The sequence below is a fragment of the Paenibacillus sp. FSL L8-0502 genome (assembly GCF_038593055.1).
GTDB classification, from domain to species: Bacteria; Bacillota; Bacilli; order Paenibacillales; family Paenibacillaceae; genus Paenibacillus; species Paenibacillus polymyxa_D.
Genome location: NZ_CP151958.1, coordinates 3119282 through 3144693, shown reverse-complemented (window position 1 = coordinate 3144693; position 25412 = coordinate 3119282). Strand labels below are relative to the sequence as shown.

Genomic DNA, 25412 nt, shown 5'->3' with positions numbered 1-25412 from the left:
GCTGAGGAATTCCCTTTTTTGCTATGATCAGTCGCCCCCGCCACCACAGCTGCTTCCACATGAAGAGCCGCTGCTACACGAAGAATGGCTACCAGAATCGCCTGAATCATGGTGAGAAGAGCCTCCATGATGAGAACTGTCATGGGAGGAATGATGATGCGAGTGATGCGTATCCCAGTTCGAGCAGCCGCTTGCCGAGCTACAACCAGATGAGCTAGCTAACCCGGCATTGCCTGTAGCATCCGGGTGCATGTGTATGGCAAATTGTTCAGGTTGATACCATGAATACCATACAACAGCTAATAACAGATAGTCGACCTGTAAATAGTTGACCTTAGGCAATTGCTTACCCTCAGGATCATCCACCGCTTTATTCACCCGCTCGCGCAGATGTTGTACAATCTTATGAACCGTTTGTTGGGCTTGCTGTGAAATGGCTATATTCTCCTGAGTATTCCAACGGTTACCTGCTGGCTGCGCCGAAGTTGTGAGTTTGTAATAGTGTGAAAGCTCGTCGTTCGGTAATGGATGATTAAAAAAAGTCCCCCACAAACTGGCGCTATAGCGGTTCCAGCCAAAGCATTCCACATACAACCAATCAAACCACGCACGCTCCTCCGGCATCGGCTGAGAGCCGCCAGAATGGGGCGCATGGTGAAGCATACGACCAAAAAAAGCTTCCGAGAATTGCTGATATTCGCGGGTAAACATCAACATTTCGTGCCATAATTCATCCACATCACTACTGAACATAGGCACACGATTCATAATCGCGCATAGCATAAAATATCGTTTTAGCTCATGCCAACGCCAATCATATTCTTGCTCCGTAATCTCTGGGTGGGCTTCCATTACACGATTCCTTACGCTATGAGCATAGGAGACGGGAATGGATTGCTCCAATAGCTGCATCAGCTCCGTAATCTCTGGATGACGCTCCTGCGTAAGGGAAGAAGGAGAAGGGGAGCTGAGGAAAAAAGCATTCCGGCGCCGTGTTTTTCTGTTTCCCCGGTTCCTGCGTATTGCACGGAATATAAACCAAAAAATGATGAGGTCTATCACAATAAACAACGTCCAAAAGCTACTCATACTATCCATGATGGCTGGCTACTCCTTTCTGAAATAACACGGAATTAAGATTTAGCATTCGTTATTCAGCAGAGCGAATTCTTTTTTTATCTGGGCTAGCAGTTCAGGATTCGTGATTACATCGCAAGCAGTCCATGCCAAAGTTCTCGCAGCCAGCAGCATTCCTTCCATGGCTCGGTCCTGCATCGCCAAATCGCGGAATTCTGGTGTATGCAAGGCATGCTTCTCGTCAATAACTTGAATGTAAGGATGGATAGCAGGGCAATGAAGCGATACATTTCCGATATCCATAGAGCCATGATCTTCGCCTTCCGTTATATCTTCTTGCGAAATGCCAGCCTGTACCAAATTTGCGGTAAACGCATCGGAAAGTACACGGTTCGTGACCATTTCATCATAAGAAGTCTCATAATTGGAGGTCTCCAAACGACACCCGGCCTGTAAAGCAGCTCCTTCAGCAATTTGAATAACACGGCGAGTCAGCGGGTTCAGTTCTTGACGTGTAGCGGCCCTTACATAAAATTGGGCTGAGGCGTAATCAGGAATAATATTGGCTGCTTGCCCACCCTGATTAATGATCCCATGGATACGCACTGTACTTTTTACTTGTTGACGGAACGCATTGATGCCATTGAACGTTTGAATCACAGCGTCCAGCGCGTTAATGCCTTCGTGCGGGCTGGCAGCCGCGTGAGCGGATTGACCAAAAAATTCGAATTGTACAGCATCAATCGCCAGCGATTTGCCTGATTTTTCGTAACGATCATAAGGATGCGTCATAAGTGCTATGTCGCAATCATCAAACAAACCGGCAGCGGCCATAGGGACCTTAGCACCACGAGTTTCTTCGGCAGGTGTGCCGTATACCCGTACTTCTCCACCAGTTTCGTCGATGATCGACTTGAGGCCAACGGCAGCACCGGTACTCATCATGCATATCAGATGGTGCCCACAGGCGTGTCCTAAACCTTTCAGAGCGTCATATTCTGCCAGAAAAGCGATAACCGGCCCGGATTTTTCAGCTTTGTAAGTTGCAATAAAGGCTGTTTCTATGCCCAATACGGGTGCCTGGACCTCAAAACCGTGAAAAATGAGTTCTTCTTTTAAACGGGAAGCGGCCAGAAATTCCTCGTTTCCAAGTTCAGGATTTGCCCCAATATATAACGAAATGTCCTTAAAGCGTGGGGCATGCTGTTCAATTGTCTTTTGAATGGTCTGTTTAAAATTCATGCTGAAAACTCCTTTATATAAGCTGTAATGTAGGTACTGCGCTAGGTATGCTGAAATTGTACTATAACATTCATTGCATAATCATGCATATTCATTTATAATGACACAATCTTATTTATTATAAAGAATTTAAGGAGAGAAAAAAAGATTGAAAAAGGCATATCGTTTTACCGCCCTGGTTTTGACGGCGGTTATCTTGCTGTTGACGGGTCTTCCCATGCTCAATGCATACGGAACGGAAGCAAAGCCACAGAAAAAACTTGTAGTGGGCATGAGTGCCGACTTTCCGCCGTATGAGTTTCATAAAGTTATTAACGGTAAGGATACTATTGTTGGATTCGATGTGGAAATCGCGAAGGAAATCGCCAAAGATTTGGGTGCGGAGATGGTCCCTGAGGACATGAGTTTTGACTCTTTGCTACCTGCTCTGCAAAGTGGTCGCGTAGACTTGGTACTGTCCGGTATGACACCGACGGATGAGCGTAGAAAAAGCATTGATTTTTCAGATGTATATTATCGCTCCAAGCAAGTCATTATGGTACGCCCAGAGGATAAAGACAAATATCCTACGATGGCTGCTTTGAAAGGCGAGAAGATTGGCGCGCAAAAGGGGAGTATTCAGGAAGAAATTGCTCAAAAAGTCCCCAATGCCTCTGTAACCTCACTGGACAAAATATCCGATCTGGTACTCCAGCTGCGGACCCAGCGTATCAACGCTGTTGTGATCGAAGATACGGTTGCTAAAGGGTACACGTTAGATGGGACCGTAACACTTGCCAAAGCGATACCTGAGGATGCCGGAGCAGAAACTGCTGTAGGTATACGTAAGGGGAACGCAGAATTGCTTGCCTCTGTAAATAAAACGTTGGCTCGCCTGAAAGCGGACGGGTCGATTGAAAAGTTTTCTACAGAAGCGAGTGCACTCTCGGCAGATCGACAGGTTTCTTCTAATAACATCGTAGATATTTTTTGGAAATACCGCAGTCTTTACGCTACGGGTATTGGTTACACTCTGTTGCTGTCTGCACTCGGAGTACTGTTTGGATTTATCATTGGTCTGATCGTATCCTTGTTGCGGATGAGTGGTATACGCATCATTGAGTGGTTAGGTACCACATATGTGGAGATCCTGCGTGGCACACCTATGCTGGTGCAGCTCATGATCATTCACTACGGGATTGCTTTGACGCTGGGTGTCAATTTTACTCCACTCCAGTCCGGTATAATCACATTGTCTCTGAATAGCTCGGCATATCTGGCTGAAATTTTCCGTGCAGGTATCCAGGCAGTAGACCGTGGACAGATGGAGGCCGCACGCTCATTGGGTATGGGACGAGGCAAAGCTATGCGTCACGTCATTTTGCCACAAGCGTTTAAATCTATTTTGCCTGCTATAGGTAATGAGTTTATTACAATTATTAAAGAATCCTCCATTATTTCGACTATTGGTATGGTGGATATTATGTATCAAGCCCAGGTCATTAAGAATATTACCTACGAAGGATTAAGTCCGTTCATAATCACAGCCGCTATTTATTTTGTAATGACATTCAGCTTGTCTAAGCTGCTTGGTTTATGGGAAAGGAAGTTGAGAGCCAGTGATCACCGTTAAACAATTGCGTAAATCGTTCGGCAAGAATGAGATTTTAAAAGGCATTGATATAGATATCGCCAAAGGAGAAGTTGTCGTTATCATCGGTCCCAGCGGTTCGGGGAAGAGTACGTTTTTGCGTTGTATGAATCTGTTAGAACAGCCGACGGATGGGGAGATTTTATTTGAGGGCGAGCCGATTACAGCTCGTGGTCATAATATTAATGTAACCCGGGAAAAAATGGGGATGGTGTTCCAGCATTTTAATCTGTTCCCACACAAAACAGTGTTGCAGAACCTGACGCTTGCACCGACGCAGGTTAGAAAACAGTCAGGTAAGGAAGCGGAAAAAATTGCATTAGAACTCCTGCGTACCGTGGGGCTCGAGGATAAGAAGAATACCTATCCGAACCAGCTATCCGGTGGTCAGAAGCAACGTATTGCGATTGCGCGTGCTTTGGCCATGCAGCCGCACGTAATGCTGTTCGATGAGCCGACTTCTGCATTGGACCCTGAAATGGTTGGAGAGGTTCTGGATGTAATGAAGAAGCTCGCCGAAGGCGGTATGACAATGGTAATTGTAACGCATGAAATGGGCTTTGCCCGCGAGGTAGGCGATCGAATTATCTTTATGGATAACGGTCAAATTGTGGAGCAGGGTGCACCAGACCAGGTATTTGGCACTCCAAGCCATGATCGCACTCGTGATTTTCTTGCCAAAGTATTGTAAGAAAGTGCTGGTCTAATCATAAAAGAGCTCTCCGTTGACGGAGGGCTTTTCTTATTTTGTCACCATTTCCCCATACTTTCGTAACAAATATCGATTTCTTAATGACAAAATTGTAACGAGTGTAGTATGATGTTCAGGGTTCCCAACATTTTCATGCGGATAAGGTTACAAAATTGTGATATTATGCAGTAAGCCAAAACTTACCGGGACAGCATGCGGTTAGACAAGCGCTGAAATGCTGGCCCAAACTATGGGAAGTGCGGGGGACGTAACAACGGCAGCCATTCCGATACGTCATAAGACGATGAGGAATATGCCTAGGGGTGAATTGCACAAGCATAGGGCTTCTCCTGAGTCCGAATCCGACAGCTAACTTCGCAGGCATAAAAGAGGAGGTACATATCTTTGAAACATTTAAAACATATTGGTAAAACGATGAAAATTGCGGTGCTTGCCGCAGCTATTGCAGGGTTGGCACAGACAGCTGGAATAGCGGATGCTGCCTCGCTTCACACTGCCAAAGAGGGCGATACCTTCTTTTTGCTTGCTCAACGTTATGGAGTATCGGTAGACGAGCTAACAAAGGCTAACCCAAACATTGCCTCCAGCAATATATATGCAGGTCTGCAAATTAAGGTGCCTGGCGAAAAAAGTGTAAAGGCAGCTTCGGAATCGAAGCCGCAGCTTCTTACGGAGAAAGCAGCAGCGAATGAGGCGCCAACGATTGAAGCTTGGGGTAAAACATTCAACTATAGCAAAATAGTTGACGTTAAGGCTTCAGCGTATTCTGCCGCAGCCGATGAGAATGGTAAATGGGGCGCAGTGGACTACTACGGCAATCCGCTTAAACTAGGTACAATTGCGGTAGATCCTAACGTCATTCCGATGGGCACGAAAGTACTGGTTACAGGCTACTCCCATCCAGGTTTGCCGGATCATTCTTTTGTAGCTGTCGCTCGCGATCAGGGCAGCGCCATTACAGGAAAGCGGATTGATATCTTTATTCCAGGCAACAAATCATTTGTGAACGACTTTGGATTTCAAAATGTGAAGCTGTACGTTATTGATAAATAGCATTGTACGTATATACAGTTTAATTAAACATAATATATATTATGTAAACATAACGCCTATATCCGTATATATCTAGGTCGGACTCTTATCAGGTCCTATCCGTAAAAAGGCTGTCTTGACGAGCAGAATACTTCTGCTGGTAAGACAGCCTTTTTACGTTGCTTTAGCTTGGACCTCAATTATAAACATACTGTTATTTTCGTTCCGATGTGTGGAGTAGCCGGGGGACTGTCACAAATTTGTAGCCCTTAGCTTTTAGAGAGTGAATTAGACCCGGCAAAGCTTGGATAGTGCCTTGCAAGTTGGAACTTTGACCTCCACCAGCGTGCATTAAAATAATAGAGCCAGGCCCTGTAGCTGGAATCACATTTCGCTGAATTTGTGTTTTACTTAGTCCCTTCCAGTCGAGAGAGTCTACATTCCAGTTGACAATCATGTAGCCATGACGACGTGCCCACTTTATTTGAGGCTCTGTAATTTCACCGTAGGGTGGACGAATCAACTTGGGGCGAAAACCTGCGCTGGCTTGTAAAATACGTTCTGTTTTTGTAATCTGGTTGCGAAAGCGTTCTGGTGTAGCCTTCCTAAAATCCGGATGAGTATAGGAATGATTTCCTATAGCATGGCCTTCACGGATAATACGACGTATAATCCCCGGATGCTTTTCCGCACGGTGACCGACGATGAAAAAGGTGGCTTTGATGCCGTTGGCGTGTAATACGTCCAAAACCTGCGGCGTATACCTAGAATCGGGCACATCATCAAAGGTTAAGGCAATTTGGCGGGTGTGTGGGCCGCACATTTTAAAAATGTCCGCATGTTTTTTACGCAACATTGCTAATGTAGGAGTAGCTCGATCTGTACTCAGATGTACAGAAGAAGCAACAGCTGCTTCCTTGGGATGGGGCGTTCCGATCTTGGGAGGCGCATCCGCGTGAACGGGTAAACTTGAAAATGCTAGTAACAGTGCCAAGCATGGCAACACTCCCCTGTACGGCATATGTATCCCCCCTTTTCGTGCAGTGGTACCTAGTGGTGCTCTCGACTATTATGTACCTGTCCTATTAAAAATATGCTGGTTACCAAGTTAGGCTCATAAACGTCTGGAAAGAAGTTCGCGATGAAATGATTATCAATGAAGATGATGGAGCTAAACGTACATATTCTCTTAAACATGACCGAAAACAAGAGCATTTTCGCAAGTTTTAGCCTTACAACGGATTCGGTATCCCGTGACAGCTGGTGTATAATGGGGTTGCAATTCATAATTATACAGACATGGAATTGAAGGAAGGAAGGATAAAAGTGACCGACTTGTTTACTCCTTATCAATTAAAGGGGCTTTCTTTAAAAAATCGGATTGTTATGCCCCCGATGTGCCAATTCAGTGTGGAGGCCGAGGATGGAAATCCGACGGATTGGCATCATGTCCATTATGTGAGCCGAGCAGTAGGAGGTGCTGGTCTTATTATTGTGGAAATGACAGCGGTTCATCCTGATGGACGTATTACGGATCGTGATTTAGGTATTTGGAGTGACGAACATATTCCTGCATATCGTAAGATTGTAGAGGAAGTTCACAAGTATGGTGCCAAAATTGGCATTCAACTAGGCCACGCTGGACGCAAGGCCGAAGATGCTGAGCAACCTGTGGGTCCTTCTTCGATTCCTTTTAGCGAACGCCTTAAAAAGCCGCACGCCTTAAAGACAGCAGAAGTCAGGGAACTGGTTCAGGCATACAAAGAAGGCGCGCGCCGCGCGGTGGAAGCCGGTTTTGATACGGTTGAGATACATGGCGCTCACGGCTATCTGATCCATCAATTTCATTCGCCTTTAACAAATACGAGAGAAGATGAATATGGCCAGGATCTGTCACTGTTCGGTGTTGAGGTCATACATGCTGTTAAAGAGGTTCTTCCTGCTGATATGCCTGTGCTTATGCGGATATCTGCCAAAGAATACGTCGAAGATGGATATAATGTGGAATACATAACAGGTGTAGGGGAACGATATCGTGATGCAGGTGTGGACATTTTCCATATCTCTTCTGGTGGCGAGGGTCCAATTGGTTCTGGCGGAGGGCCGTCTGCGCGTGCTGGCTATCAGGTGGATTTAGCTCATACCGTCCGTGAAAAGCTGAATGTACCTGTAATTGCTGTTGGATTACTGGATGATTATGAAGACGCCCGTCGGGTTGTTCAGCAAAAAGAAGCTGATCTGGTAGCAATAGGCCGCGCCATGCTGCGTGATCCCTATTGGGCGTTGCATGCATCGCGGGAGCTAAAAGTACAGGCCGACATCCCAGAGCCTTACTTGCGCGGCTTTTAGATAATTTTTGAAACCCTCTTTGCAAAGCTTGCGTAAACATGTGTACAGAGCTTAAAATTTAAGCATTCAACTCTAGGAGGAACTTCACATGTCTATTTTCAAACGATTAAGAGATCTTACGATGTCCAACATTAACGCCATTATTGACAAGGCAGAAGATCCAGTTAAAATGACGGACCAATACATTCGTGATATGCAAGAGGACCTGGAAGATGCAGAGAAAGCGGTAGCCGCTCAAATTGCTATTGAAAAGAGATTCAAACAGCAATACGAAGAACAGGCTGCTTTGGTAAAGAAACGCGAAGAACAGGCACATACCGCTGCAAAAGCACAAAATGTAGATCTGGCCCGTCGCGCGCTGGAAGAAAAGAAATCTGCTGAACAAAAAATGAACGAGTTCAAAGCTGGTTACGAACAGAACAAAGCTGCGGCCGATAACCTGCGTGGCAAGCTGGATGAAATGCGCAGACAGCTGACAGAAATGAAAAACAAGCGCGAGACACTGGTTGCCCGTTATAACGCAGCTAAAGCGCAAACTGAAATTAACAAAGCTATGAACGGTTTTAGCTCTGATACGGCAACTGCCGGATTGAAGCGTATGGAGGAAAAAATGCTGCAAGCAGAAGCACGTGCCGAAGCGAGCAACGAAATGTCTTCTAAGGAAAAATCGTTGGATGAGGAGTTCAAAGAGCTGGATAAGAAAAGCGCCGTGGACGATGAGCTTGCCGCTTTGTTGAAGCAATACGAAAATAAATAAGAACATTTAAGCAGTGCCGCCAAGTTTGATTGCTCAGGAAGCGAAGGAGAAACGTTTTCTCCTTCGCTTTTCCCTGCCCGCAGGCGTAAAACATTATATGAAGGTCAAGAAGATGTGGAGGATGGTATGAAATGCATTTTTTAGAAACGATGAAAGCAATGCTTGTATGGACTGGTGCGGGAGCTATTTTGATCTTCGCATTAATGTATGTCGACTCTTTATTCACGAAGTATAAGGATTTTGCCGAAGTGAAAGCTGGAAATATGGCCGTAACGGTACGAATGATTATGAAGCTGGTTGCACAAGGCTATATTTTGTCAGGCTCTATCGCTACAGCTAATAATTTGCTCGAAGCGCTTGTGTATTCTGTGATCGCTTTTGTCATCCTGCTTGTTTTGGAAGTTATTGTACGTCTGCTGTTGCGGTACTGGGCCCAGTTTGATCTGGATAAAGGTACACAGGAAGGTAAAATTGGTTTCGGCCTGTTTTCAGGAGCGCTGCATCTGGTTGGCGCCTTGATCATTACAGCATGCTTCTAGGCTAAGAAAGGCAGGAATATAACCATGGGTGTTTGGAAACGAATTTCAAATCTATTTGCTAAGCCGGAGCCGCCAAAAGCAGAGAAAAGCATGCTTCACTTAAATCCAGGTGATATCTGTGAAGTTTCGCTTGTCACCTATGAAGTGGTAGGTCGTGTACATAATCGTGCCCGGAATGCCGTTGTTTTGACACTTCAGGATGGTAATCAAATCAGTTATCTTCATATAGAGGAACGGGAAACACTGCAATTCGGACTATATCAGGCCATCGACGGCAGACTTGACAACCCTGAGGAAGTGCCGACCATTTTAGAGCTGGATGATACAACGTATCATTTGGAGGAGCAATATTCTGGGCAAGTTACCGTCATGGGCCGTGCTCCTTTCCGACAGGGTGGAGAGCAGCATGTTTGGCAGTACCAGTCTGATAATTACCATTTGTTGCGGGTAGAGTGGCAGGACGGTCGCTTTATGCTTTATGAAGGAGAAGAAGTGATTACCGGAGACGTCAAGGTTATTCGGGCAAGCTAGGAGAGGGTTACACATGAGCAAACGCACCTGGCAGTATGCATTAAAGGTCTTTGTGGCGCTGAGCTTGTTCGTATCCGTGTTAAGCGGTTGCGGCGCGCCAAGTGTAAAGGATACGTATCCGCTGGAATCGGTTAGTGGCAGCGGAAATTCAACCTCGTATGTATACCGGGCAGCTGGCAAGACAGTCCCGGAAGTAGCGGAGGAATTGAAAGAACAGCGTACACCGGAACAAATGTCACCGCAGAGCAATGAGCGGATGTTTCTGGTATATAGCGATGAGTGGTACCATTTGCAGCAAGATCCAGCTAAGAAGGAAGATACACTCATTGAAATTGACAGTAAAAAGTATGTAGAACAAAATTACAGTTCAAGCTTTTTAAAAGGATACTTAACCGCAACTGTGCTGGATGCTCTGTTTGATTCCTTACGTGGTTCAGGCTCCTATCGGGGCTACTCCAGCAGAGATGTATACCGACCTTCTCAGGGCCAATATCGTGCTCCTACAGTGCAGGAGAAAAAGGCGATTCCGCCGATTACGGTGGAGCGGAAAGGTTCGGTTACCCGTAGAGGGAAGAACTCGGATTCTAGCGTTGGGTCAAGCGGAAGTTTGTTCGACAGAGGGTCCAGCAGTTCACCGAGCAGAGGCTCGATTTCACGTGACCGGAGCGACAGCGGCGGTTCCAGCATATTTGATTCGCCGCGTAAATCTTATAGTAAGCCCAAAACACGTAGCGGTTCAGGTAAAATCAGCCGACGAAGTCGACGATAATGGGTAAAATTTTATTTTCTTCTAAAGTTGTTTGCGGAACTGTGGAGCTGTTGCACAGTTCCTTTTTTGTAGTTTGATATAACCTAAAGTGAATTGAACGGTGCTCCTTTGCTTCGATTTTATTGCCGTCTACTTTGACCTACACTTGATCAGAGCTTATGTGTTCAATACCATCGTCTTCAATAATGTTGCTTTTTTTGATATGGAAATGACGAGCTATCTTTTCTATAGCACCCATCCGTGGTTCAGAAAGTCCGCTCTCCCAAGCTGAAATTGCTTTATTGGTAACCCCAGCGATCTCAGCAAGTTCTTGTTGAGTCAAATGATATTTTATACGTAATTTTTTAAAATTGTCACTTAAAGCCACTATAATCCCTCCACCCCAAATTAAGTAGATTATAACCTTGATATCGAAAAAAAACCAACATAATACATTAGCAAAAGCAACGTCGCTCACTTGGGGTGACTTTTTTTGTTAGTATAAATGGGTGTCGAGTTTGAAGAAGAAAGCTAGGGGAAGAAAATTCCACCTCATATTTATACAAAAAAATCCAATTTACTAGATTATTTCATTGCCACATCTATTAGTAAAATATACAATTACATCAGGCGAAATAGGAGGATGGTGTAACTGTGTTATCTGCTTTTTTATATATTTTACTTGGTTTTTTCGATGCTTTAGCGGCAGTTACTTTGGTCTTGAAGATTTATATGCTCCCCGTGTGGGAAAATCGAAGAAAAATACTTCTCTATGCAATTGGCATAACTTTGTTTTCCTTTCTCATGAGAGAAGTAATAGGCATGCCTAAATTAGATTTTCCGCTTCAGTATTTGTTAATGGTTCTCTTTTTAAGATTTGGTTTAGGGATCAAAACATATCTTGCGGCTTTTTCTGCTGGTTCCGGTCTTACAGCTTACATTAACCTACAGCTATTTGTATATATATTTGCAAACTTTTTCGGAGTAGCACAGCCAGGTGTTATAAGTGATACAGCTGGCTCTTCTATATACGTTATACAGTTGTCTTCCATCCTTACTGCGTACTTTATTTCTTTTGTGATGGGTAAATATAACTTTGGATTCTCATTTATCATTCAACCCCCACATGATTTTTTGAAAGGTGAAAATTACCTAGCATCTCTAAATAAAATGTTCATTATAGGGTCCCTAATATCATTTGTCACTATTTTTGTTACTTTGTATATGCTCTATAACTCCAATACGATAGGATTACTTTCCATCTCATTACTAACTTTTGGAATATCGTACTTCTTATCAGAGAAAGGAGATTACGAGGATGCTAGAAACGCTATCGAGGCACATCGCATCAGAAATAAAGAAAGCTGATCCTGATGGACCCACAAGTGTTGAAGTGATGGAGTATGCGATTGGTATAAAAATTACCGAAATTTCAGCAGTGCTCATGGTCGCAGTTATAGGATGGATAACAGGACATTTTTGGGGGGCATTACTAGCTCTGGCTACGATCATGTTTGTAAGGAGATTTTCAGGAGGGGTACACTTCAGCAACCTTACACTTTGTGTCTTCTTTACAACGGCCATATGTGTAACTATACCTTTTGTCTCTTTAAGTTTAGCAACGATTTTGATAATTAACGCTTGTTCATTATTAGTGATTGTACTATATGCTCCCAATCATTTTATCTATATTAATAAGACCAAACATCACAAATATTATAAAACGATATGTATTTTGGTTTGCATATTAAATTTTTTTATACAATCTCACATAATATGTTTAGCTTTAATTATACAAGCATTCAGTATTCTTCCTTTATGGAAAGGAGGTGAGCGAAAATGGATAAGAAATTGGCGAGAGCTTTAAGTATAAGCCTTGGTAAATACGCTAACGAGTCTACGAAAAAAGAAAAAACAATTTTTGGCGCTAAACCTGTACCAGCTGAGCTGAAGAAAACAGAAAAGAACTGAATTTAATGGAAGAGGGAAAGCGAATCCTAGCCACTCCATTGCTTGATGACAATTCACTTGGAGATTGCTCTTTTTTTTGTGAGAATCACCTAGTTGCGATTGAATTGTGGAAGCCTAAAAGCAATTATCACATTCCGCTTTTTCATACTTCTCATGGAAGATTTACAGTTCCCACCACCCTCCATGAATGTTCCGTAGGCTTACCCACTTTTTGCAATTTGGACGGATCTAATTTGGTTAACATCACACAAGTGGACAAGATCATTACGGGAGATTATGGAGGGGGGCAGGTTGTTTTTAAAAATCAAGACATTAAAGAAAGTATAAATTCAGCAAATTTATCTCGATGGAGACAAATATATGCAGATGCAATGAATGCCGATAGAGAAATTCGTTATATTTTCGGATCGGAAATTAAGGTAGTGGGTAAGGCAGCAGTGAGCGGTTTTTTTAAGGTAATGAATATGCACAGTGTGGATATGTGGGAACCTAAAAAAAATTATTATGTCCCGCGTTTCAACTCTGGAGATCGTTCTTATACAATCGGGCTAACCGCACAGGCTTGCAGGGAAGCTTTTCCGTATCTATATCCAGCTTATAAAGATACCCTGATAAATCTCGACTTGGTTTGTGAAATTGAGTCTAACGCATTTGGAGGGCTGGTACGATTCGAAGGATCTGACTTCACTTGCTCGATGTCTCATAATAAACTTAAAGCGCTTAAAAAACTGTGGAAATGACCCATGAAAATTCAGGGGTCATTTTTGTTACCAGATTTAAATGAATAAGTCAATAATCAGTTAGACTAGGATAAGCCGGACGGGTTCGATTTAATTCGACATATTTCCCGTTTTTAATCATTTTCCATGTGATAAAATTGATTATGAAAAAAATAACAATCTTTTAAATAAAGGTGAAAACAATCTACATATAAGAAAAGGAGGGTGAAAGCGGGATATATATTGTAAATGCCGGCATGTACAAATGCCCCGAAGGAAATGCCTGTTTGTCAGGCAAGTTCCCACTCATATAAGTCCTCAGCTTTACACTCCAATATCCTAGAAATGAGGACTGCCGCCTCGAATGACATTTTGTCACGTCCCGCGATCCAGTTGGATATTTGTTGCCGCGAATATCCAGTTCGTCGGGCGAGCCATGATTGAGTGCGTCCATGAGATTTGAGTTCCTCTTTCAAAAGGCATTTCCCCCGAGTAAGTTTTTGCACCTTACTTGCTCCTAACAGGGGAAAAGTGTTTCGTTCAGAGTATACAGGTAAATTACTTTTTTATCAATTATATTGTGGAGTTGATTGGATGGTTGCAGATAAAAATGAAAATGTAACTTGCACTAGCTTTTATACAATAAAGATGGCACGACTCGCTTCAGGATATAGTGAGTTAATAGCTTGCAATATACTTGGTATGTCAATGAATGAATTAAAACATATAGAGGAAGATTCATCCGATTTAACAATAGCTCGAGCACAGCAAATGTCCTCGTTATATGAGGTTTCAATAGATTCAATCTATTTCGGAAAAATTAATATAAACTAATAAAATAGAGAAATGACCGGATGATACGCAAAATTAAAAACTGAAATCTACCAAAAACAGCCGCGATATGATATCCAGGCTGTTTTTTGGCGGATAAAGACTTGGAGCAATTCAATAAATACCGTTTGGATTTGCCAGATAACGGTTTTAGCGTTATAACAGAAAGAGGGCATTTAAGAAGAACGGAGTGAGAATATGAATCATACATCATTAAACGCAGAAAAATTCCAGCGTAAAGCAGTTCAGGTGGAAGAGGCACAAAGCAGGATAGCTAGTCATGTTAAACAGGGTGAAAGGGAGGACGTAGGGCTTGAGCAAGCACATGGTCGCTATCTGGCGATGGATTTGACTGCGCCACATCCGTATCCCCGCTTTCGTCGTTCTGGTATGGACGGCTATGCGATCCTTGCCTCGGACACTGAAGTCTGTTCGACCGGTCAGGAAATCTGGCTACACGTGATTGATGAAATTCCTTGTGGCACTGTATCGGACAAGCGGGTGGAGACGGGAATGGCAGCCCGCATCATGACAGGAGCACAACTACCTGAAGGAGCGGACACGGTGGTTATGCTGGAGGCGACACAGCTGCGTGAGGAAAATGGACAGACATATGTTGGCTTAAAGAAGCGTATGGAAGTTGGCAAAAATGTGACACAAATTGGTCATGAGATTAAGGAAGGTCAGCTTTTGCTCAGTAAGGGAACTTGCGTGGGAGCGGGGCATGTCTCAGTACTGGCTACTTTTGGTGTACATCGGGTGCCTGTTTACAGGAAGCCAAGGGTGGCTGTCTTTTCCACAGGGTCAGAATTGCTCGCAGTGGATGAGCCGTTACAACCGGGAAAAATTCGAAACAGTAATACATATATGCTGGCTTCTCAAATCAGAGAGGCAGGAGGAGAGCCGTTCATTTTACAAGCCATTCATGATGATTTGAGTCTTGCCCGTACCTCTGTACGTGAAGCCATAGCTGCCTATGATATCGTGGTCACGAGTGGAGGAGTATCGGTGGGGGATTTTGATATTATGGGTGACCTGGTACGACAGGAAGATGTGAATATGCTGTTCAACAAAGTTACGATGCGTCCAGGAAGTGTGACCACAGCCGCAGTGATTGACGGCAAGCTGTTATTTGCGCTTTCAGGCAACCCCGGTGCGTGCTTTGTAGGCTGTGAGCTGTTTGTACGGCCGACGATCCAAATGATGTTATCTTCGGCACATCCATATTTACAAACCTGGACGGCGAAGTTAGGCGCAGATTATACGAAGGTAAACAACTATACACGCTTTGTACGCAGCTCTTTGGAGATACGTGGTGGACAAGTATACGCGATTCCTGCGCGAGCAGATGAATCTAGTGTCATGGTGACCATTAAGGACAGCGACTGTCTGATCGTGATTCCTCCTACAACAGAAGGATTACGCAAAGGTGAAGAGGTGCGAGTACTGGTATTACAAGGTGGACAGGTAACGTGAATACGAAACATCCATTTGTATGTCAAATCGTCGGATTCAAAAATACGGGGAAAACGACCTTTCTCGGAGGGTTAATTCGTTATGTGCAGAAGTCAGGTCTACGCGTAGCAGTGATCAAGCATGATGGACATGAATTTGAAATGGATCATGAGGGTACTGATACGTATAAGCACCGACAGGCGGGTGCTGAAGGCGTAGCTATTGTTTCGGCTGGAAGAACAGCTATTTTAGAGGAGAATAGTCAGCCTGTCACCAGTCTGATACGGCATTTTCAGGCCTATGATTGTGTGTTGCTGGAAGGCTTCAAGCAGGAGGATTATCCGAAGCTGGTCATGGTTAAGGAACAATCGGATGCTCAGCTTACCGATAAGCTGACAAATGTACAGGGGGTAGCGGTTTGGGAGCATCAAATGGATTGGGCTCAACATCACTACTCAGATGAAATGATACAAATATTTCCTGCTGAGGCCAACGGACCCGCAGGCCGCTGGCTACTCGAACAGATTCAAAAGCAGATAGAAGGAATGAGGAATAAGCAGGGGTGAGACATCAATCGGCTGAGTCGCTTAGAGTCTCTACCCGCCGTTCGATCGCCTGGGACATGGTTTTGTCAGTCAGGTGGGCATACACTTCTGTTGTTTCTGTCGAAGCGTGCCCCAGTTGTTCCTTTGTTTTGTAAATATCATTTTGTAAATAATAATCAGTAGCAAAGGAATGACGAAGCTTATGCACGGTAAGGTAAGGCTTACCGAAACGCTTGGCGTACTTTATGATCATTGCCTGAATCGCTCTTTTGGTCATCCGTTTGCCTTCTGTACTCCCGTTAGGACGTGTGACAAAGAGAGCCTTTTCTTTTTTTGGAGCGCGGTAACGGGTATGTCTCAGGGACAAATAAAGTACGAGATCATCTTTGGATTGCTCGCGGAAATACACCGGCGTTTTAAAGGTTTCGTCGTTATTGCCTTTGCGATACACATATAATAATTTATTGTTTATGTCTAAATCATCCAGATTCAGATTGACGATTTCAGATACGCGCAGGCCTGAGTTCAAAATGAGGCTGGCGATGCAGGCATCCCGTTCCTTATTTAGTTCATAGGAGTATAGCGCCTGCTTATTATCGGCCAAATCCTGACCATAGCCTTCATAAATATAACCGATGAATTCAAGCAATTCTTCCTCTTCCAGTATTTTACCTTTAAGCTTGGCCGCCGTATCCTTGGGTTTATGTATACGCTTGATTTCGACCTTGGCCATAATGTTGCGTTTGAGCAATGGATAAAAATTTTCATCTTCAGCGATCTGACTTAAATAATGAAAAAGCGAACGCAGAGACGACAGCTTACGTGAAATGGTTATACGGGAGTTGGAGCCTTCGAGCTTAGTAGACAGAAATAATCGAAAGCCTGTAATACTGTCCATGTGAAGTGTCTCCAACTCTTCAAGTGTAACTTGGGCATTCGTTTCTCCGGCAGACAAGCCTTCCGAGCGAAGCCATGAAAAGAAAGCTTCGTAATCCCGCACATATTCTAGTAGTGTGGAAGGGGACAGGTCGGGCAGCTTATAATCCATAAATTGCTGCACGTACCATGGTAATCCCGGCATTTTTTCATCTAGTTTGCGCCGGTCGATGATCTTTTGTATATTCATTGGGTTCCACCTCGTCCGGTCATAATATATATGTATTTTAGCATATTTTGAACAGCACTGGATGGGATGTAATTCGAAGTTAAAGAATGGATTGAACCGCCAAGAGAGGTGAAAGTATGGGGTATAATATCAAATCGGAACTGAAGCTGTCTATTAAGAGTGTACCGGAGTCGCAAAAGGACATTATTGTACAGCTCATGCAATTTTATTTGTACGATTTTACAGCCTATCTTCGAATTGATGTCACTGAGAAGGGGACATTCCCGGCTTATCCAGACTTGTATCAATATTGGACGAGCGGCGAACAGAAGTTGCCTTTTCTGATTTGGAGACAGGATGTTCCTGTGGGCTTTGCACTCGTTGACCGAATGTCCAGCAATCGAGAAGCTGACTACTACATGGCTGAGTTCTTTGTACTTCGTCCTTATCGGCATAATGGGGTTGGGACTTGGGCGGCTCATGAGCTGTTTGGACGTTTTAACGGACGTTGGAAGGTGACCCAGATGAGTACGAATAGGCCGGCACAATCCTTTTGGCGTAAGGTGATTGGAAGCTATACGAAAGGTGAGTACAGGGAACAGACACATCCCGTAAGAGGAAACATTAGTCAGTTTTTCAATACCTGAAAAATTCTAAATAGATAAGTTAGTAATGAAAAAGAGTTGGGGAGAGTATCCTATCGGCTCTTTTTTGTTGTAAATTCAAGTCTTCTATGATAAGAGAGCTACATTCTACAGGCTGTTCATGGTAAGATAAGGATAGAAGCATATAAATTCAATAGGAAAAGAGGGTATTATGCTAGAAAAATGGGTTCAGGAATTAAAAGATGGTGAACAAGAGCTGATTGCGTGGAGAAGACATCTACATCAGCATCCCGAGCTTTCTTTTGAAGAAACGAATACATCTGCTTTTATCGCCGATCAATTGCGCTCTTTTGGTATTGAGGTAAGAACGAATGTGGGTGGAAACGGTGTGCTCGGGTTTTTAGAAGGCGGTCAGCCAGGTAGAACGATTGCATTTCGTGCTGATTTTGATGCACTTCCTATTCAGGATGAAAAGGAAGTGCCTTATAAATCGACCGTTCCGGGTGTTATGCATGCCTGCGGGCATGATGGTCACACGGCTGCATTACTTGGAGTGGCACGCGTGTTGAGCCATAACCGTGAGGCGCTGAAGGGAAAGCTTGTGTTTATTTTTCAACATGCAGAAGAAAAACCGCCTGGCGGAGCCAAGTTTATGATTGAGGATGGCTGTCTGGAAGGGGTAGAGGCGGTATACGGTATTCACCTCGCGTCTGAAATTCCTTTTGGTAAAATTGGATTAAAGAGTGGGCCTGCGATGGCGGCTGTCGACGCGTTTACGATCCAGATCAACGGTAAAGGCGGGCATGGCGCACGACCGCACCAGACGGTAGACTCTATTGTTATCGGCAGTCAAATTGTGAACGGGTTGCAGCAGGTGGTTAGTCGCAGGGTGGACCCTATTGAATCAGCAGTGTTAACGATTGGGGTATTTCAAGCTGGAACTGCCTTTAATGTGATTGCAGATAAGGCCAAAATTGAAGGGACTGTACGTACGTTTAATAAGGAAGTGCGTAAGGAAGTCGAGAATGAAATTCGCAGTATCGTCAAGGGGTTGACTGAGGCTTATCATGCCGGATACGAAATGGACTATTTGAATGGCTATCCTTCTTTGGTGAATGCCGAAGTCGAAACGGAACGTGTACGCGAGCTCATCGGCAGACTGTATGGAGCAGACGCTTTTTTGGATTTGAAGCCGGTCATGGGAGCAGAGGATTTTGGAGCAACGACCGGGAGCCTTCATTCATGTAGGTGCCCGTAATGAGGATGAACGAACGCATTTTGCTCATCACCATCCTCACTTTGATTTTGATGAGCGGGCATTGCTCGTCTCAGGGCATATTTTTTTAGCTCTGGCGCTTGAATACTTGCAATAATATGCATTTGTTTATGACTAAAGCCAGTATTAACGGAAGTAACGGAAGCTGGAACCGCGCATAGCGCGGTTTTTTTGTTGTAAATCCAAGTATTTTGACACCCATAAAGAATGAAAATAAAGTAATTAATTCACTATGTGAAAAATTCATAATAGAAATAAATAAAAGGTGTTAACTCTGAAGGAAGTCTAAACCTCATACTATAAGCTGCGGAGCAGGAGATAATATCGCATGATCTTGATTTTTCGTACAAGGAAATGAAAAAAAGATGACGAATCTATTGAGCATGACAACAGTGTAAGCGCTAACAAATTGGGTGTTGCACTATATTTATTGGGATGAATGGGGGTGAGTCTAAGAGAACATTTGTCAGAATTGTGAGAAGCAACGATAACGATAGGAACGAATTCGTATATTCAAATGATTATGAAGAAGGAGGTTGAATTCATTGACTAAGGCAAAAAACAGGTTGAAGATTGCTTGTTTGGCGCTTGTGGTAGCGGGTGCTTCCTGGACAGGAATGATAGCGCCGACTCATGCTGCTTCAAGTGACGATTACAGTTGGAAAAGTGTCGTTACGGGTGGAGGTGGTGGTTTTGTACCTGGCATTATTTTTAATGAAACGGAAAAAGACCTGATCTATGCACGTACAGATATTGGAGGGGCTTACCGGTGGAATGCTGCCAATGAGAGCTGGATTCCGCTGACGGATTCTGTGGGCTGGGAGGATTGGAACAAAAATGGTGTCGATGCACTAGCGACTGATCCTGTTGATCCAAACCGTGTATATATAGCTACAGGTACGTATACTAATTCATGGGATAAACAAAACGGGCAAATTATGCGTTCCACCGACAGGGGCAATACGTGGCAGACGACCAAGCTTCCTTTTAAGGTGGGGGGCAATATGCCGGGGCGCTCGATGGGGGAACGTCTGACGATTGATCCAAATAGGAATAATATTTTGTTCTTTGGAGCTCGAAGTGGTAATGGACTATGGAAAAGCTCTGATTTTGGAGCAACTTGGAGCAAGGTGAGCAGTTTCCCAAATCCAGGGACGTATGTACAGGACCCTTCCAATGAATATACCAGCGACATTGTCGGTTTAGCCTGGATCACCTTTGACAAAAAAACAGGCTCTTCGAGTAAAGCAACGCAGACGATCTATGTAGGTGTAGCAGATAAAAAGCAAAGTGTCTATCGCAGTACAGATGGCGGGACAACCTGGTCTGCTATAGCGGGACAGCCTACGGGCTATTTGCCACATCACGGTGTGTTATCACCGGACGGCAATCTGTATATTTCTTATAGCGATGGAGCAGGTCCATATGATGGATCAAAGGGTGAACTGTGGAAATTAAATACAGCCAGCGGGCAGTGGACTAACATTAGCCCCATAGGTAGCAGTAGCGCGGACAATCATTTTGGATATGGTGGACTGACGGTGGATGCCCAGAAGCCAGGTACACTTATGGTTGCTACGTTGAATGCCTGGTGGCCGGATGAAACGATTTACCGCAGCACGGACAGTGGGGCAACCTGGAGTCCTATTTGGGAATTTGATGGTTATCCGTCTCGCAAGCTGAAATATAATCTGGATATAAGCGGTGCGCCTTGGCTGACTTTCAATGCCAACCCGGCTCCACCGGAAGTATCGCCCAAGCTGGGGTGGATGATCGGTGATCTGGAGATAGATCCATTTAATTCAGACCATATGTTGTACGGCACCGGAGCTACGATTTATGGCTCTAAAAATCTAACCAATTGGGATAAAGGCGGAAAGCTGGATATTTCAGTAGCCGCTAAAGGGGTAGAGGAAACGGCGATTTTGGACCTGGTGAGCCCTCCAACCGGTGCGCCTTTGGTGAGCGCAGTAGGTGATGTCTCTGGATTCAGACATGACGATTTATTCAAGGCTCCAGCTAAAATGCTGGATAATCCGACCTTTACAAGCAGCGAAAGCATTGATTATGCCGAACTGAACCCTTCCTTTATGGCCCGGGTAGGTAAAGCAGATTACAAAAAAGATCCAAATGCCAAATCCATCGGTTTTTCCAATGATGGCGGAGCCAACTGGTATAAAGCAAATAGCGAGCCTTCAGGTACAGCAGGAGGAGGCAGTATCGCCGTAGCGGCTGATGGTAATGGCTTGCTGTGGAGTACATCAGACAAAGGTGTGTTTCACTCCAAAACTGGTGGCAACTCATGGACAGCAAGCACAGGGATTCCAGCGAATGCAAAGATCGTCTCTGACCGAGTGAACCCTAATAAATATTACGCATTTGCCTCCGGGAAAATATATGTGAGCACCAATGGTGGCGTATCCTTTACGCCTTCAGCGGTAACTGGCTTACCGACAGCAGGCAATGCTGATATTGATGCTGTACGAGGAGCAGAAGGAGATGTGTGGTTCGCCGGAGGCTCCGAGGATGGGGGGCCATATGGTTTATGGCATTCCAACGATTCCGGCGCTACGTTCACCAAGCTCTCTAATGTGCAGGAAGCGGATTTTGTAGGCTTTGGTAAGGCAGCGCCGAACCGCACGTATGCAGCGGTATTTATCGTTGGTAAAATAGATGGTACACGTGGATTTTACCGATCGGACGATGCTGGTGCAAACTGGGCGCGCATTAATGATGACAAACATCAATATGCTCGAGTGACCAAAATTATTGGGGACCCGCGGGTTTATGGACGTGCTTATCTGGGAACGAATGGCCGCGGCATTCTGGTGGCAGATCGTGTGGGTGGTGATCAGCCATCTACCGGGCAAGCAAGTATTACACCAACGACTGCAACCTATGGAGTGAATAACAACAATACAGATATTACTGTCAAGCTAACACTTAACGGCAATACGCTGGAAGCGATCAAGCAGGGGAGTGTGGTGTTGAACAAAGGTGAAGATTATACGCTTAGTGAGGAAACAGTCGTTCTTACCAACAAGTATTTATCTAAACTTCCTAAAGGAGAGACAGCACTAAACTTCCATTTTAGTACAGGCAATGATGTGTTGTTTACGATTACGGTGAAAGGGGATACGCCAAGTGAGCCGGGAACAGGCGAGGGCGTTCTGAAGGTGCAAACCTTCAATGGGAATGTATCCACCACAAGTAATACAATCAGTTCCAAATTTAAAATAACCAATACGGGAACCTCATCCATTTCCCTAGCAGATGTGACATTGCGTTATTATTACACCATTAACGGGGAGAAAACACAAAATTTCTTCACGGATTGGTCGAGCGTCGGTACAGGGAATGTGATTGCTAGCTTCAAAACATTATCCAATGCGAAGCCAGGGGCAGACTCTTATGCAGAAATTGGGTTTAAATCGGCTGCGGGTTCTTTAGAGCCTGGTCAAAGTGTGGATTTGCAAACCCGGATATCCAAAGAGGACTGGAGCAGTTACACACAGACCGATGATTATTCATTTAATCCTACAGCAAACAGTTTACAAGATTCTGCTAAAATAACCGCTTATCTGTCTGGAAGCAAGCAATGGGGAATTGAGCCCTAAACCTTAATAAGGATAATCCTAAGTCAGCCACTCTAATGAGTGAGCTGGCTTTATTTTTGACGATCTTATTGTCCGCATTCTTTTTTTAGGAAAAAGCAACGACAAGTTGAAAACAGCAACTAATAGAGATCAAATTATATAGTATAATTATTTCACTATATGAAAAATTCATAATAGAAAAAACTCTTGCTCGCATACGATCTCCACAAAACAAACACACCACCTTAAGTAGAAAAAAGAAGCACCGACAGGAACGCATGTTCTTTTATCTCGAAAAAGAAACGCTCCTGTCCTTAGACAAAAAGCGTCTCTAATCCATTTTTTATATTATCATACACCTCAAACAAGATGCCGGGATACTGAAATTAACAGTGTCATCGTAATGACATTCATAATCGTTGAAAGTAATACTGTTTGTGCGGCAAAATCGGGTTCATTTTTATATTCTTCCGCCAAAATACTTGTATTAACTCCGGTAGGCATACCCGATGCAATGAGCAAGGCTTGAGCGGGAATCCCCTTAAGACCCAGCAGCAAGACAAGCATAAAACCGACTATTGGACCAGCAATCAGGCGTAGTACCATACTGATGTACACGGCTGTACGGCGCAAGCGAAAGGGATATTGCACAATTTGTGCTCCCAAAGTAAGCAGAGCCACGGCAACCATCGACTGACTAATATAATTCAAAGGTTCAGCCAGTAAATTAGGCAACGGACTATGCAACAGATTTAGGAGCAAACCTAGTGCAAGTGCATAAGGTACAGGCATTTTCAAAAAAATAATTAAAATTTTTCGAGTGTTAGCCTTACCGTTCTGTACAACAAAAGTACCGTATGTAAATGTAACAAAGCTTTGAAAGGTCATAATCAGAGCCTGAACGGAAATGGCTAGCGGATCACCTTTGAACACCAACTGATTGATTGGTAGACCATAATTTCCTGAATTATCTAGCATTACACTGTTTGTAAAAGCTCCACGCATTCCAGGGCTGTATTTCAGCGATCTGGCGACGGTAGTACTGATTACGTACAGAATAGCTATGTACAAGGCATAAAAAAGTGAAATCTCACCCATGAGCATTAAAGAAATTTCCGAGTGATATAGACCCGTAAACACAACTGCGGGGGTGATATAATAAAAATTGATTTTAGCTAAGGTATACAAATCCAGTCGAAAATAATATTGCATGATACAACCAAAACCGATAAGTACAAAAATAGGTAAAACAACGTCCAAAAGAATGGTGCCGAACATGTCTGTTTCATCTTCTTTCTATTATGCGAATGTAAAGGCTGTTTCTTATAAATGCATGGGCATTTTCTCATTATACTGTGTAAATAGGTTAGGCGTATAATAAAATTTTATAGTGGTTTTGGTAATCTGGACTGCAGCTATAGTGGTGTCTCACACATTAAATAAAAAAAGATAAAAAATCAGCTTAGAGAAACCGTTAATACATCTAGGGACGATTGAGCCCGGTGTTTACTATAAGGAGGAATCGCATCATGAAAAACACTTGGACAGCTTTACTAGCGTGTATACTGGTCTTGGGATTGGCAGCGGGAACCGCTGAAGCCAAGCAGGGACGCGGAAATGATCAGGGGAACAAACAGGAAGCAAAGACGTCTGTTAAAGACGGGAATGAAAAGAGCGGGGAAGAGCTAATCAATCCCCATGACTCAGACAATGATCAGTCCAAAAAACAAAAGGACAAAGCATCCGGTAAAAAGGATGAAAACAGTAAAAAAGACAAACACGCAGAAATCAGAAAAACTGAACCTGTTGCAGTAACGGATGATACATACGGGGGGTCCAAAGACCATAATGGTCACAAGGGACGCAACGGTTACAAGGGTCTGCTTCACGCGGTAGAAAATACGAAGGATAAGCCGGCAGGAGCGGTTATTGCGAATCTGCTGCTTACGAAATACCCGGACCGTTTGACTTCGGAGCAGGTTGCTGAACTTGAATTGATCCGGAATTCTGGTAAAGCACTGACTGAGGCAGCTGAGCTACTGGCTGAAAACGGAAATGTGACAGATGCCGTTTACATGCAGGAGGAGGCGGTACTGGCTAATGTGTCCGATCTGGACAGCTACAAAAAGCTGGGTGAATTCTCGAAGAAGGCCGGACGGCCGTCGGGTATGAAGCTGTTCGTGAATGGTGAAGAATACGACGCCAAACCGATTAACCGCAATGGGACCACACTTGTTCCGTTTAGAACAGCTTCCGAAGCTTTGGATGCAAAGGTTTCCTGGGATCCGAAAGAAAAGGCTGTTACTGTCACCCGTAACGGCGTGTCCGTCAAATTATTTGTTAACAGTCCGAAAGCATATATTAACGGTCAGCCGTATTCTATCGAGCAGCCAGCATCCATAGTGGATGGGACGACAATGGTACCTGTAAGGGTAATCGGAGAGGCCTTGGGGACAAATGTTAAATGGGAGCCTGAGAGCCAGTCCGTTGTTGTATACGAGCAGCCAACAACACCTGCATCAACATCATAACGTGCTGTAACAAATATTTTGTAAACAAAAAGGGCCCCTGACTAAATGTCAGGCCTTTTTGTTTTACCTTGCAATGAATGATTCCGTATTCTTTTTAATGGTGAGAGGATAGATAGCCTTCATGATACTACCAAGCTATTCGCATTATGTGCTGGTCATGT

Annotated in this window: 25 protein-coding genes, 1 pseudogene and 1 riboswitch; of the genes and pseudogenes, 19 read left to right on the top strand and 7 right to left on the bottom strand. The window is 44.1% G+C overall.

Translation table 11 applies throughout. The annotated features are described in order from the left end of the window. Positions 1–27: 27 nt before the first annotated feature. Both NSQ57_RS13345 and NSQ57_RS13340 read right to left on the bottom strand, forming a co-directional pair. The gene (locus NSQ57_RS13345) at positions 28–1098 is read right to left on the bottom strand and encodes a hypothetical protein (RefSeq protein WP_029517458.1); all 1071 of its coding nucleotides are present in this window, start codon (positions 1096–1098) and stop codon (positions 28–30) included. Positions 1099–1140: 42 nt separating this feature from the next. Continuing rightward, positions 1141–2319 (bottom strand): M20 family metallopeptidase, encoded by a 1179-nt coding sequence (locus NSQ57_RS13340; RefSeq protein WP_342424918.1) that lies wholly within the window; start codon positions 2317–2319, stop codon positions 1141–1143. A 148-nt stretch (positions 2320–2467) separates the two neighbouring features. On the opposite strand from NSQ57_RS13340, the gene NSQ57_RS13335 reads away from it, so the two are divergent. The 3 genes from NSQ57_RS13335 to NSQ57_RS13325 all read left to right on the top strand — a co-directional run bounded on the left by NSQ57_RS13335 (position 2468) and on the right by NSQ57_RS13325 (position 5714). Further along, entirely contained in the window at positions 2468–3931 is a 1464-nt protein-coding gene (locus NSQ57_RS13335; protein ID WP_029517460.1) for an ABC transporter substrate-binding protein/permease, read from the top strand. After that, on the top strand, positions 3918–4640 hold the full coding sequence (locus NSQ57_RS13330) for an amino acid ABC transporter ATP-binding protein (protein ID WP_029517461.1): 723 nt from the start codon (positions 3918–3920) through the stop codon (positions 4638–4640). The genes NSQ57_RS13335 and NSQ57_RS13330 overlap by 14 nt, the downstream gene beginning before the upstream one ends. Positions 4641–4870: 230 nt before the next feature. After that, a riboswitch (cyclic di-AMP (ydaO/yuaA leader) is annotated at positions 4871–5039 on the top strand. Positions 5040–5045: 6 nt separating this feature from the next. Beyond that, positions 5046–5714 (top strand): 3D domain-containing protein, encoded by a 669-nt coding sequence (locus tag NSQ57_RS13325; RefSeq protein WP_029517462.1) that lies wholly within the window; start codon positions 5046–5048, stop codon positions 5712–5714. Positions 5715–5907: 193 nt separating this feature from the next. On the opposite strand, the gene NSQ57_RS13320 is transcribed toward NSQ57_RS13325, so the two are convergent. Further along, complete coding sequence (locus tag NSQ57_RS13320) at positions 5908–6714, bottom strand: polysaccharide deacetylase family protein (protein ID WP_069011741.1); 807 nt, start codon at positions 6712–6714, stop codon at positions 5908–5910. 305 nt (positions 6715–7019) lie between these two features. On the opposite strand from NSQ57_RS13320, the gene NSQ57_RS13315 reads away from it, so the two are divergent. From NSQ57_RS13315 to NSQ57_RS13295, 5 genes are all read left to right on the top strand, one after another. Next, complete coding sequence (locus NSQ57_RS13315) at positions 7020–8042, top strand: NADH:flavin oxidoreductase/NADH oxidase (RefSeq protein WP_029517464.1); 1023 nt, start codon at positions 7020–7022, stop codon at positions 8040–8042. A gap of 88 nt (positions 8043–8130) precedes the next feature. Next, positions 8131–8799: a PspA/IM30 family protein gene (locus NSQ57_RS13310; RefSeq protein WP_010348252.1), complete on the top strand. Its 669-nt coding sequence runs from the start codon at positions 8131–8133 to the stop codon at positions 8797–8799. 131 nt (positions 8800–8930) lie between these two features. Further along, complete coding sequence (locus NSQ57_RS13305; protein WP_013310484.1) at positions 8931–9338, top strand: DUF350 domain-containing protein; 408 nt, start codon at positions 8931–8933, stop codon at positions 9336–9338. A 24-nt stretch (positions 9339–9362) separates the two neighbouring features. Further along, positions 9363–9869 carry a DUF4178 domain-containing protein gene (locus NSQ57_RS13300; protein ID WP_029517465.1) on the top strand — a complete coding sequence of 169 codons (507 nt, stop codon included), beginning with the start codon at positions 9363–9365 and terminating at the stop codon, positions 9867–9869. A gap of 13 nt (positions 9870–9882) precedes the next feature. Continuing rightward, entirely contained in the window at positions 9883–10638 is a 756-nt protein-coding gene (locus NSQ57_RS13295; RefSeq protein ID WP_029517466.1) for a DUF4247 domain-containing protein, read from the top strand. A gap of 139 nt (positions 10639–10777) precedes the next feature. Here NSQ57_RS13295 and NSQ57_RS13290 read toward each other — a convergent pair whose 3' ends face one another. After that, positions 10778–11005, bottom strand: a complete 228-nt coding sequence (locus tag NSQ57_RS13290) for a helix-turn-helix transcriptional regulator (RefSeq protein ID WP_029517467.1) — start codon at positions 11003–11005, stop codon at positions 10778–10780. Between the two features lie 266 nt (positions 11006–11271). On the opposite strand from NSQ57_RS13290, the gene NSQ57_RS13285 reads away from it, so the two are divergent. Genes NSQ57_RS13285 through NSQ57_RS13270 form a run of 4 tightly spaced genes read left to right on the top strand, consistent with a single transcriptional unit; the run spans position 11272 to position 13328 of the window. Then, entirely contained in the window at positions 11272–11985 is a 714-nt protein-coding gene (locus NSQ57_RS13285) for a hypothetical protein (protein ID WP_029517468.1), read from the top strand. Beyond that, the gene (locus NSQ57_RS13280) at positions 11936–12484 is read left to right on the top strand and encodes an accessory gene regulator B family protein (protein WP_069011745.1); all 549 of its coding nucleotides are present in this window, start codon (positions 11936–11938) and stop codon (positions 12482–12484) included. The genes NSQ57_RS13285 and NSQ57_RS13280 overlap by 50 nt, the downstream gene beginning before the upstream one ends. Continuing rightward, a complete protein-coding gene (locus NSQ57_RS13275) occupies positions 12457–12588 on the top strand; it encodes a hypothetical protein (protein ID WP_256026089.1) in 132 nt (43 codons plus the stop codon). The genes NSQ57_RS13280 and NSQ57_RS13275 overlap by 28 nt, the downstream gene beginning before the upstream one ends. Positions 12589–12593: 5 nt before the next feature. After that, a complete protein-coding gene (locus NSQ57_RS13270) occupies positions 12594–13328 on the top strand; it encodes a hypothetical protein (protein ID WP_069011746.1) in 735 nt (244 codons plus the stop codon). A 269-nt stretch (positions 13329–13597) separates the two neighbouring features. On the opposite strand, the gene NSQ57_RS13265 is transcribed toward NSQ57_RS13270, so the two are convergent. Then, positions 13598–13813 carry a helix-turn-helix transcriptional regulator gene (locus NSQ57_RS13265; RefSeq protein ID WP_016820733.1) on the bottom strand — a complete coding sequence of 72 codons (216 nt, stop codon included), beginning with the start codon at positions 13811–13813 and terminating at the stop codon, positions 13598–13600. 88 nt (positions 13814–13901) lie between these two features. On the opposite strand from NSQ57_RS13265, the gene NSQ57_RS13260 reads away from it, so the two are divergent. From NSQ57_RS13260 to mobB, 3 genes are all read left to right on the top strand, one after another. Next, positions 13902–14141 carry a helix-turn-helix transcriptional regulator gene (locus NSQ57_RS13260; protein WP_029517471.1) on the top strand — a complete coding sequence of 80 codons (240 nt, stop codon included), beginning with the start codon at positions 13902–13904 and terminating at the stop codon, positions 14139–14141. A 195-nt stretch (positions 14142–14336) separates the two neighbouring features. Then, positions 14337–15614 carry a gephyrin-like molybdotransferase Glp gene (gene glp / locus NSQ57_RS13255; protein ID WP_029517472.1) on the top strand — a complete coding sequence of 426 codons (1278 nt, stop codon included), beginning with the start codon at positions 14337–14339 and terminating at the stop codon, positions 15612–15614. Further along, a complete protein-coding gene (mobB, locus tag NSQ57_RS13250) occupies positions 15611–16159 on the top strand; it encodes a molybdopterin-guanine dinucleotide biosynthesis protein B (protein ID WP_029517473.1) in 549 nt (182 codons plus the stop codon). The genes glp and mobB overlap by 4 nt, the downstream gene beginning before the upstream one ends. Positions 16160–16163: 4 nt before the next feature. Here the strand turns inward: mobB and xerS are convergent, their stop codons facing one another. Beyond that, positions 16164–17264 carry a tyrosine recombinase XerS gene (xerS, locus tag NSQ57_RS13245; protein WP_029517474.1) on the bottom strand — a complete coding sequence of 367 codons (1101 nt, stop codon included), beginning with the start codon at positions 17262–17264 and terminating at the stop codon, positions 16164–16166. A gap of 116 nt (positions 17265–17380) precedes the next feature. Between xerS and NSQ57_RS13240 the strand changes: the two genes are divergently transcribed. The 3 genes and pseudogenes from NSQ57_RS13240 to NSQ57_RS13230 all read left to right on the top strand — a co-directional run bounded on the left by NSQ57_RS13240 (position 17381) and on the right by NSQ57_RS13230 (position 22741). Continuing rightward, positions 17381–17890 carry a GNAT family N-acetyltransferase gene (locus tag NSQ57_RS13240; RefSeq protein ID WP_029517475.1) on the top strand — a complete coding sequence of 170 codons (510 nt, stop codon included), beginning with the start codon at positions 17381–17383 and terminating at the stop codon, positions 17888–17890. Between the two features lie 169 nt (positions 17891–18059). Continuing rightward, a pseudogene (locus NSQ57_RS13235) lies at positions 18060–19221 on the top strand (amidohydrolase). 448 nt (positions 19222–19669) lie between these two features. Further along, positions 19670–22741: a X2-like carbohydrate binding domain-containing protein gene (locus tag NSQ57_RS13230; RefSeq protein WP_340885609.1), complete on the top strand. Its 3072-nt coding sequence runs from the start codon at positions 19670–19672 to the stop codon at positions 22739–22741. 339 nt (positions 22742–23080) lie between these two features. On the opposite strand, the gene NSQ57_RS13225 is transcribed toward NSQ57_RS13230, so the two are convergent. Then, a complete protein-coding gene (locus tag NSQ57_RS13225; protein WP_342424917.1) occupies positions 23081–23998 on the bottom strand; it encodes an AEC family transporter in 918 nt (305 codons plus the stop codon). A 251-nt stretch (positions 23999–24249) separates the two neighbouring features. On the opposite strand from NSQ57_RS13225, the gene NSQ57_RS13220 reads away from it, so the two are divergent. Then, positions 24250–25251, top strand: a complete 1002-nt coding sequence (locus NSQ57_RS13220) for a copper amine oxidase N-terminal domain-containing protein (RefSeq protein ID WP_029517479.1) — start codon at positions 24250–24252, stop codon at positions 25249–25251. Positions 25252–25412: the final 161 nt, after the last annotated feature.

Excerpts from the sequence above, each read along its gene's own strand:
- NSQ57_RS13345 (WP_029517458.1), bottom strand. The coding sequence starts at position 1,098 with ATGGATAGTATGAGTAGCTTTTGGACGTTGTTTATTGTGATAGACCTC.
- NSQ57_RS13340 (WP_342424918.1), bottom strand. The coding sequence starts at position 2,319 with ATGAATTTTAAACAGACCATTCAAAAGACAATTGAACAGCATGCCCCA.
- NSQ57_RS13320 (WP_069011741.1), bottom strand. The coding sequence starts at position 6,714 with ATGCCGTACAGGGGAGTGTTGCCATGCTTGGCACTGTTACTAGCATTT.
- NSQ57_RS13310 (WP_010348252.1), top strand. The coding sequence starts at position 8,131 with ATGTCTATTTTCAAACGATTAAGAGATCTTACGATGTCCAACATTAAC.
- NSQ57_RS13305 (WP_013310484.1), top strand. The coding sequence starts at position 8,931 with ATGCATTTTTTAGAAACGATGAAAGCAATGCTTGTATGGACTGGTGCG.
- NSQ57_RS13300 (WP_029517465.1), top strand. The coding sequence starts at position 9,363 with ATGGGTGTTTGGAAACGAATTTCAAATCTATTTGCTAAGCCGGAGCCG.
- NSQ57_RS13295 (WP_029517466.1), top strand. The coding sequence starts at position 9,883 with ATGAGCAAACGCACCTGGCAGTATGCATTAAAGGTCTTTGTGGCGCTG.
- NSQ57_RS13280 (WP_069011745.1), top strand. The coding sequence starts at position 11,936 with ATGCTAGAAACGCTATCGAGGCACATCGCATCAGAAATAAAGAAAGCT.
- NSQ57_RS13275 (WP_256026089.1), top strand. The coding sequence starts at position 12,457 with ATGGATAAGAAATTGGCGAGAGCTTTAAGTATAAGCCTTGGTAAATAC.
- NSQ57_RS13270 (WP_069011746.1), top strand. The coding sequence starts at position 12,594 with ATGGAAGAGGGAAAGCGAATCCTAGCCACTCCATTGCTTGATGACAAT.
- NSQ57_RS13260 (WP_029517471.1), top strand. The coding sequence starts at position 13,902 with ATGGTTGCAGATAAAAATGAAAATGTAACTTGCACTAGCTTTTATACA.
- glp (WP_029517472.1), top strand. The coding sequence starts at position 14,337 with ATGAATCATACATCATTAAACGCAGAAAAATTCCAGCGTAAAGCAGTT.
- xerS (WP_029517474.1), bottom strand. The coding sequence starts at position 17,264 with ATGAATATACAAAAGATCATCGACCGGCGCAAACTAGATGAAAAAATG.
- NSQ57_RS13240 (WP_029517475.1), top strand. The coding sequence starts at position 17,381 with ATGGGGTATAATATCAAATCGGAACTGAAGCTGTCTATTAAGAGTGTA.
- NSQ57_RS13225 (WP_342424917.1), bottom strand. The coding sequence starts at position 23,998 with ATGTTCGGCACCATTCTTTTGGACGTTGTTTTACCTATTTTTGTACTT.
- NSQ57_RS13220 (WP_029517479.1), top strand. The coding sequence starts at position 24,250 with ATGAAAAACACTTGGACAGCTTTACTAGCGTGTATACTGGTCTTGGGA.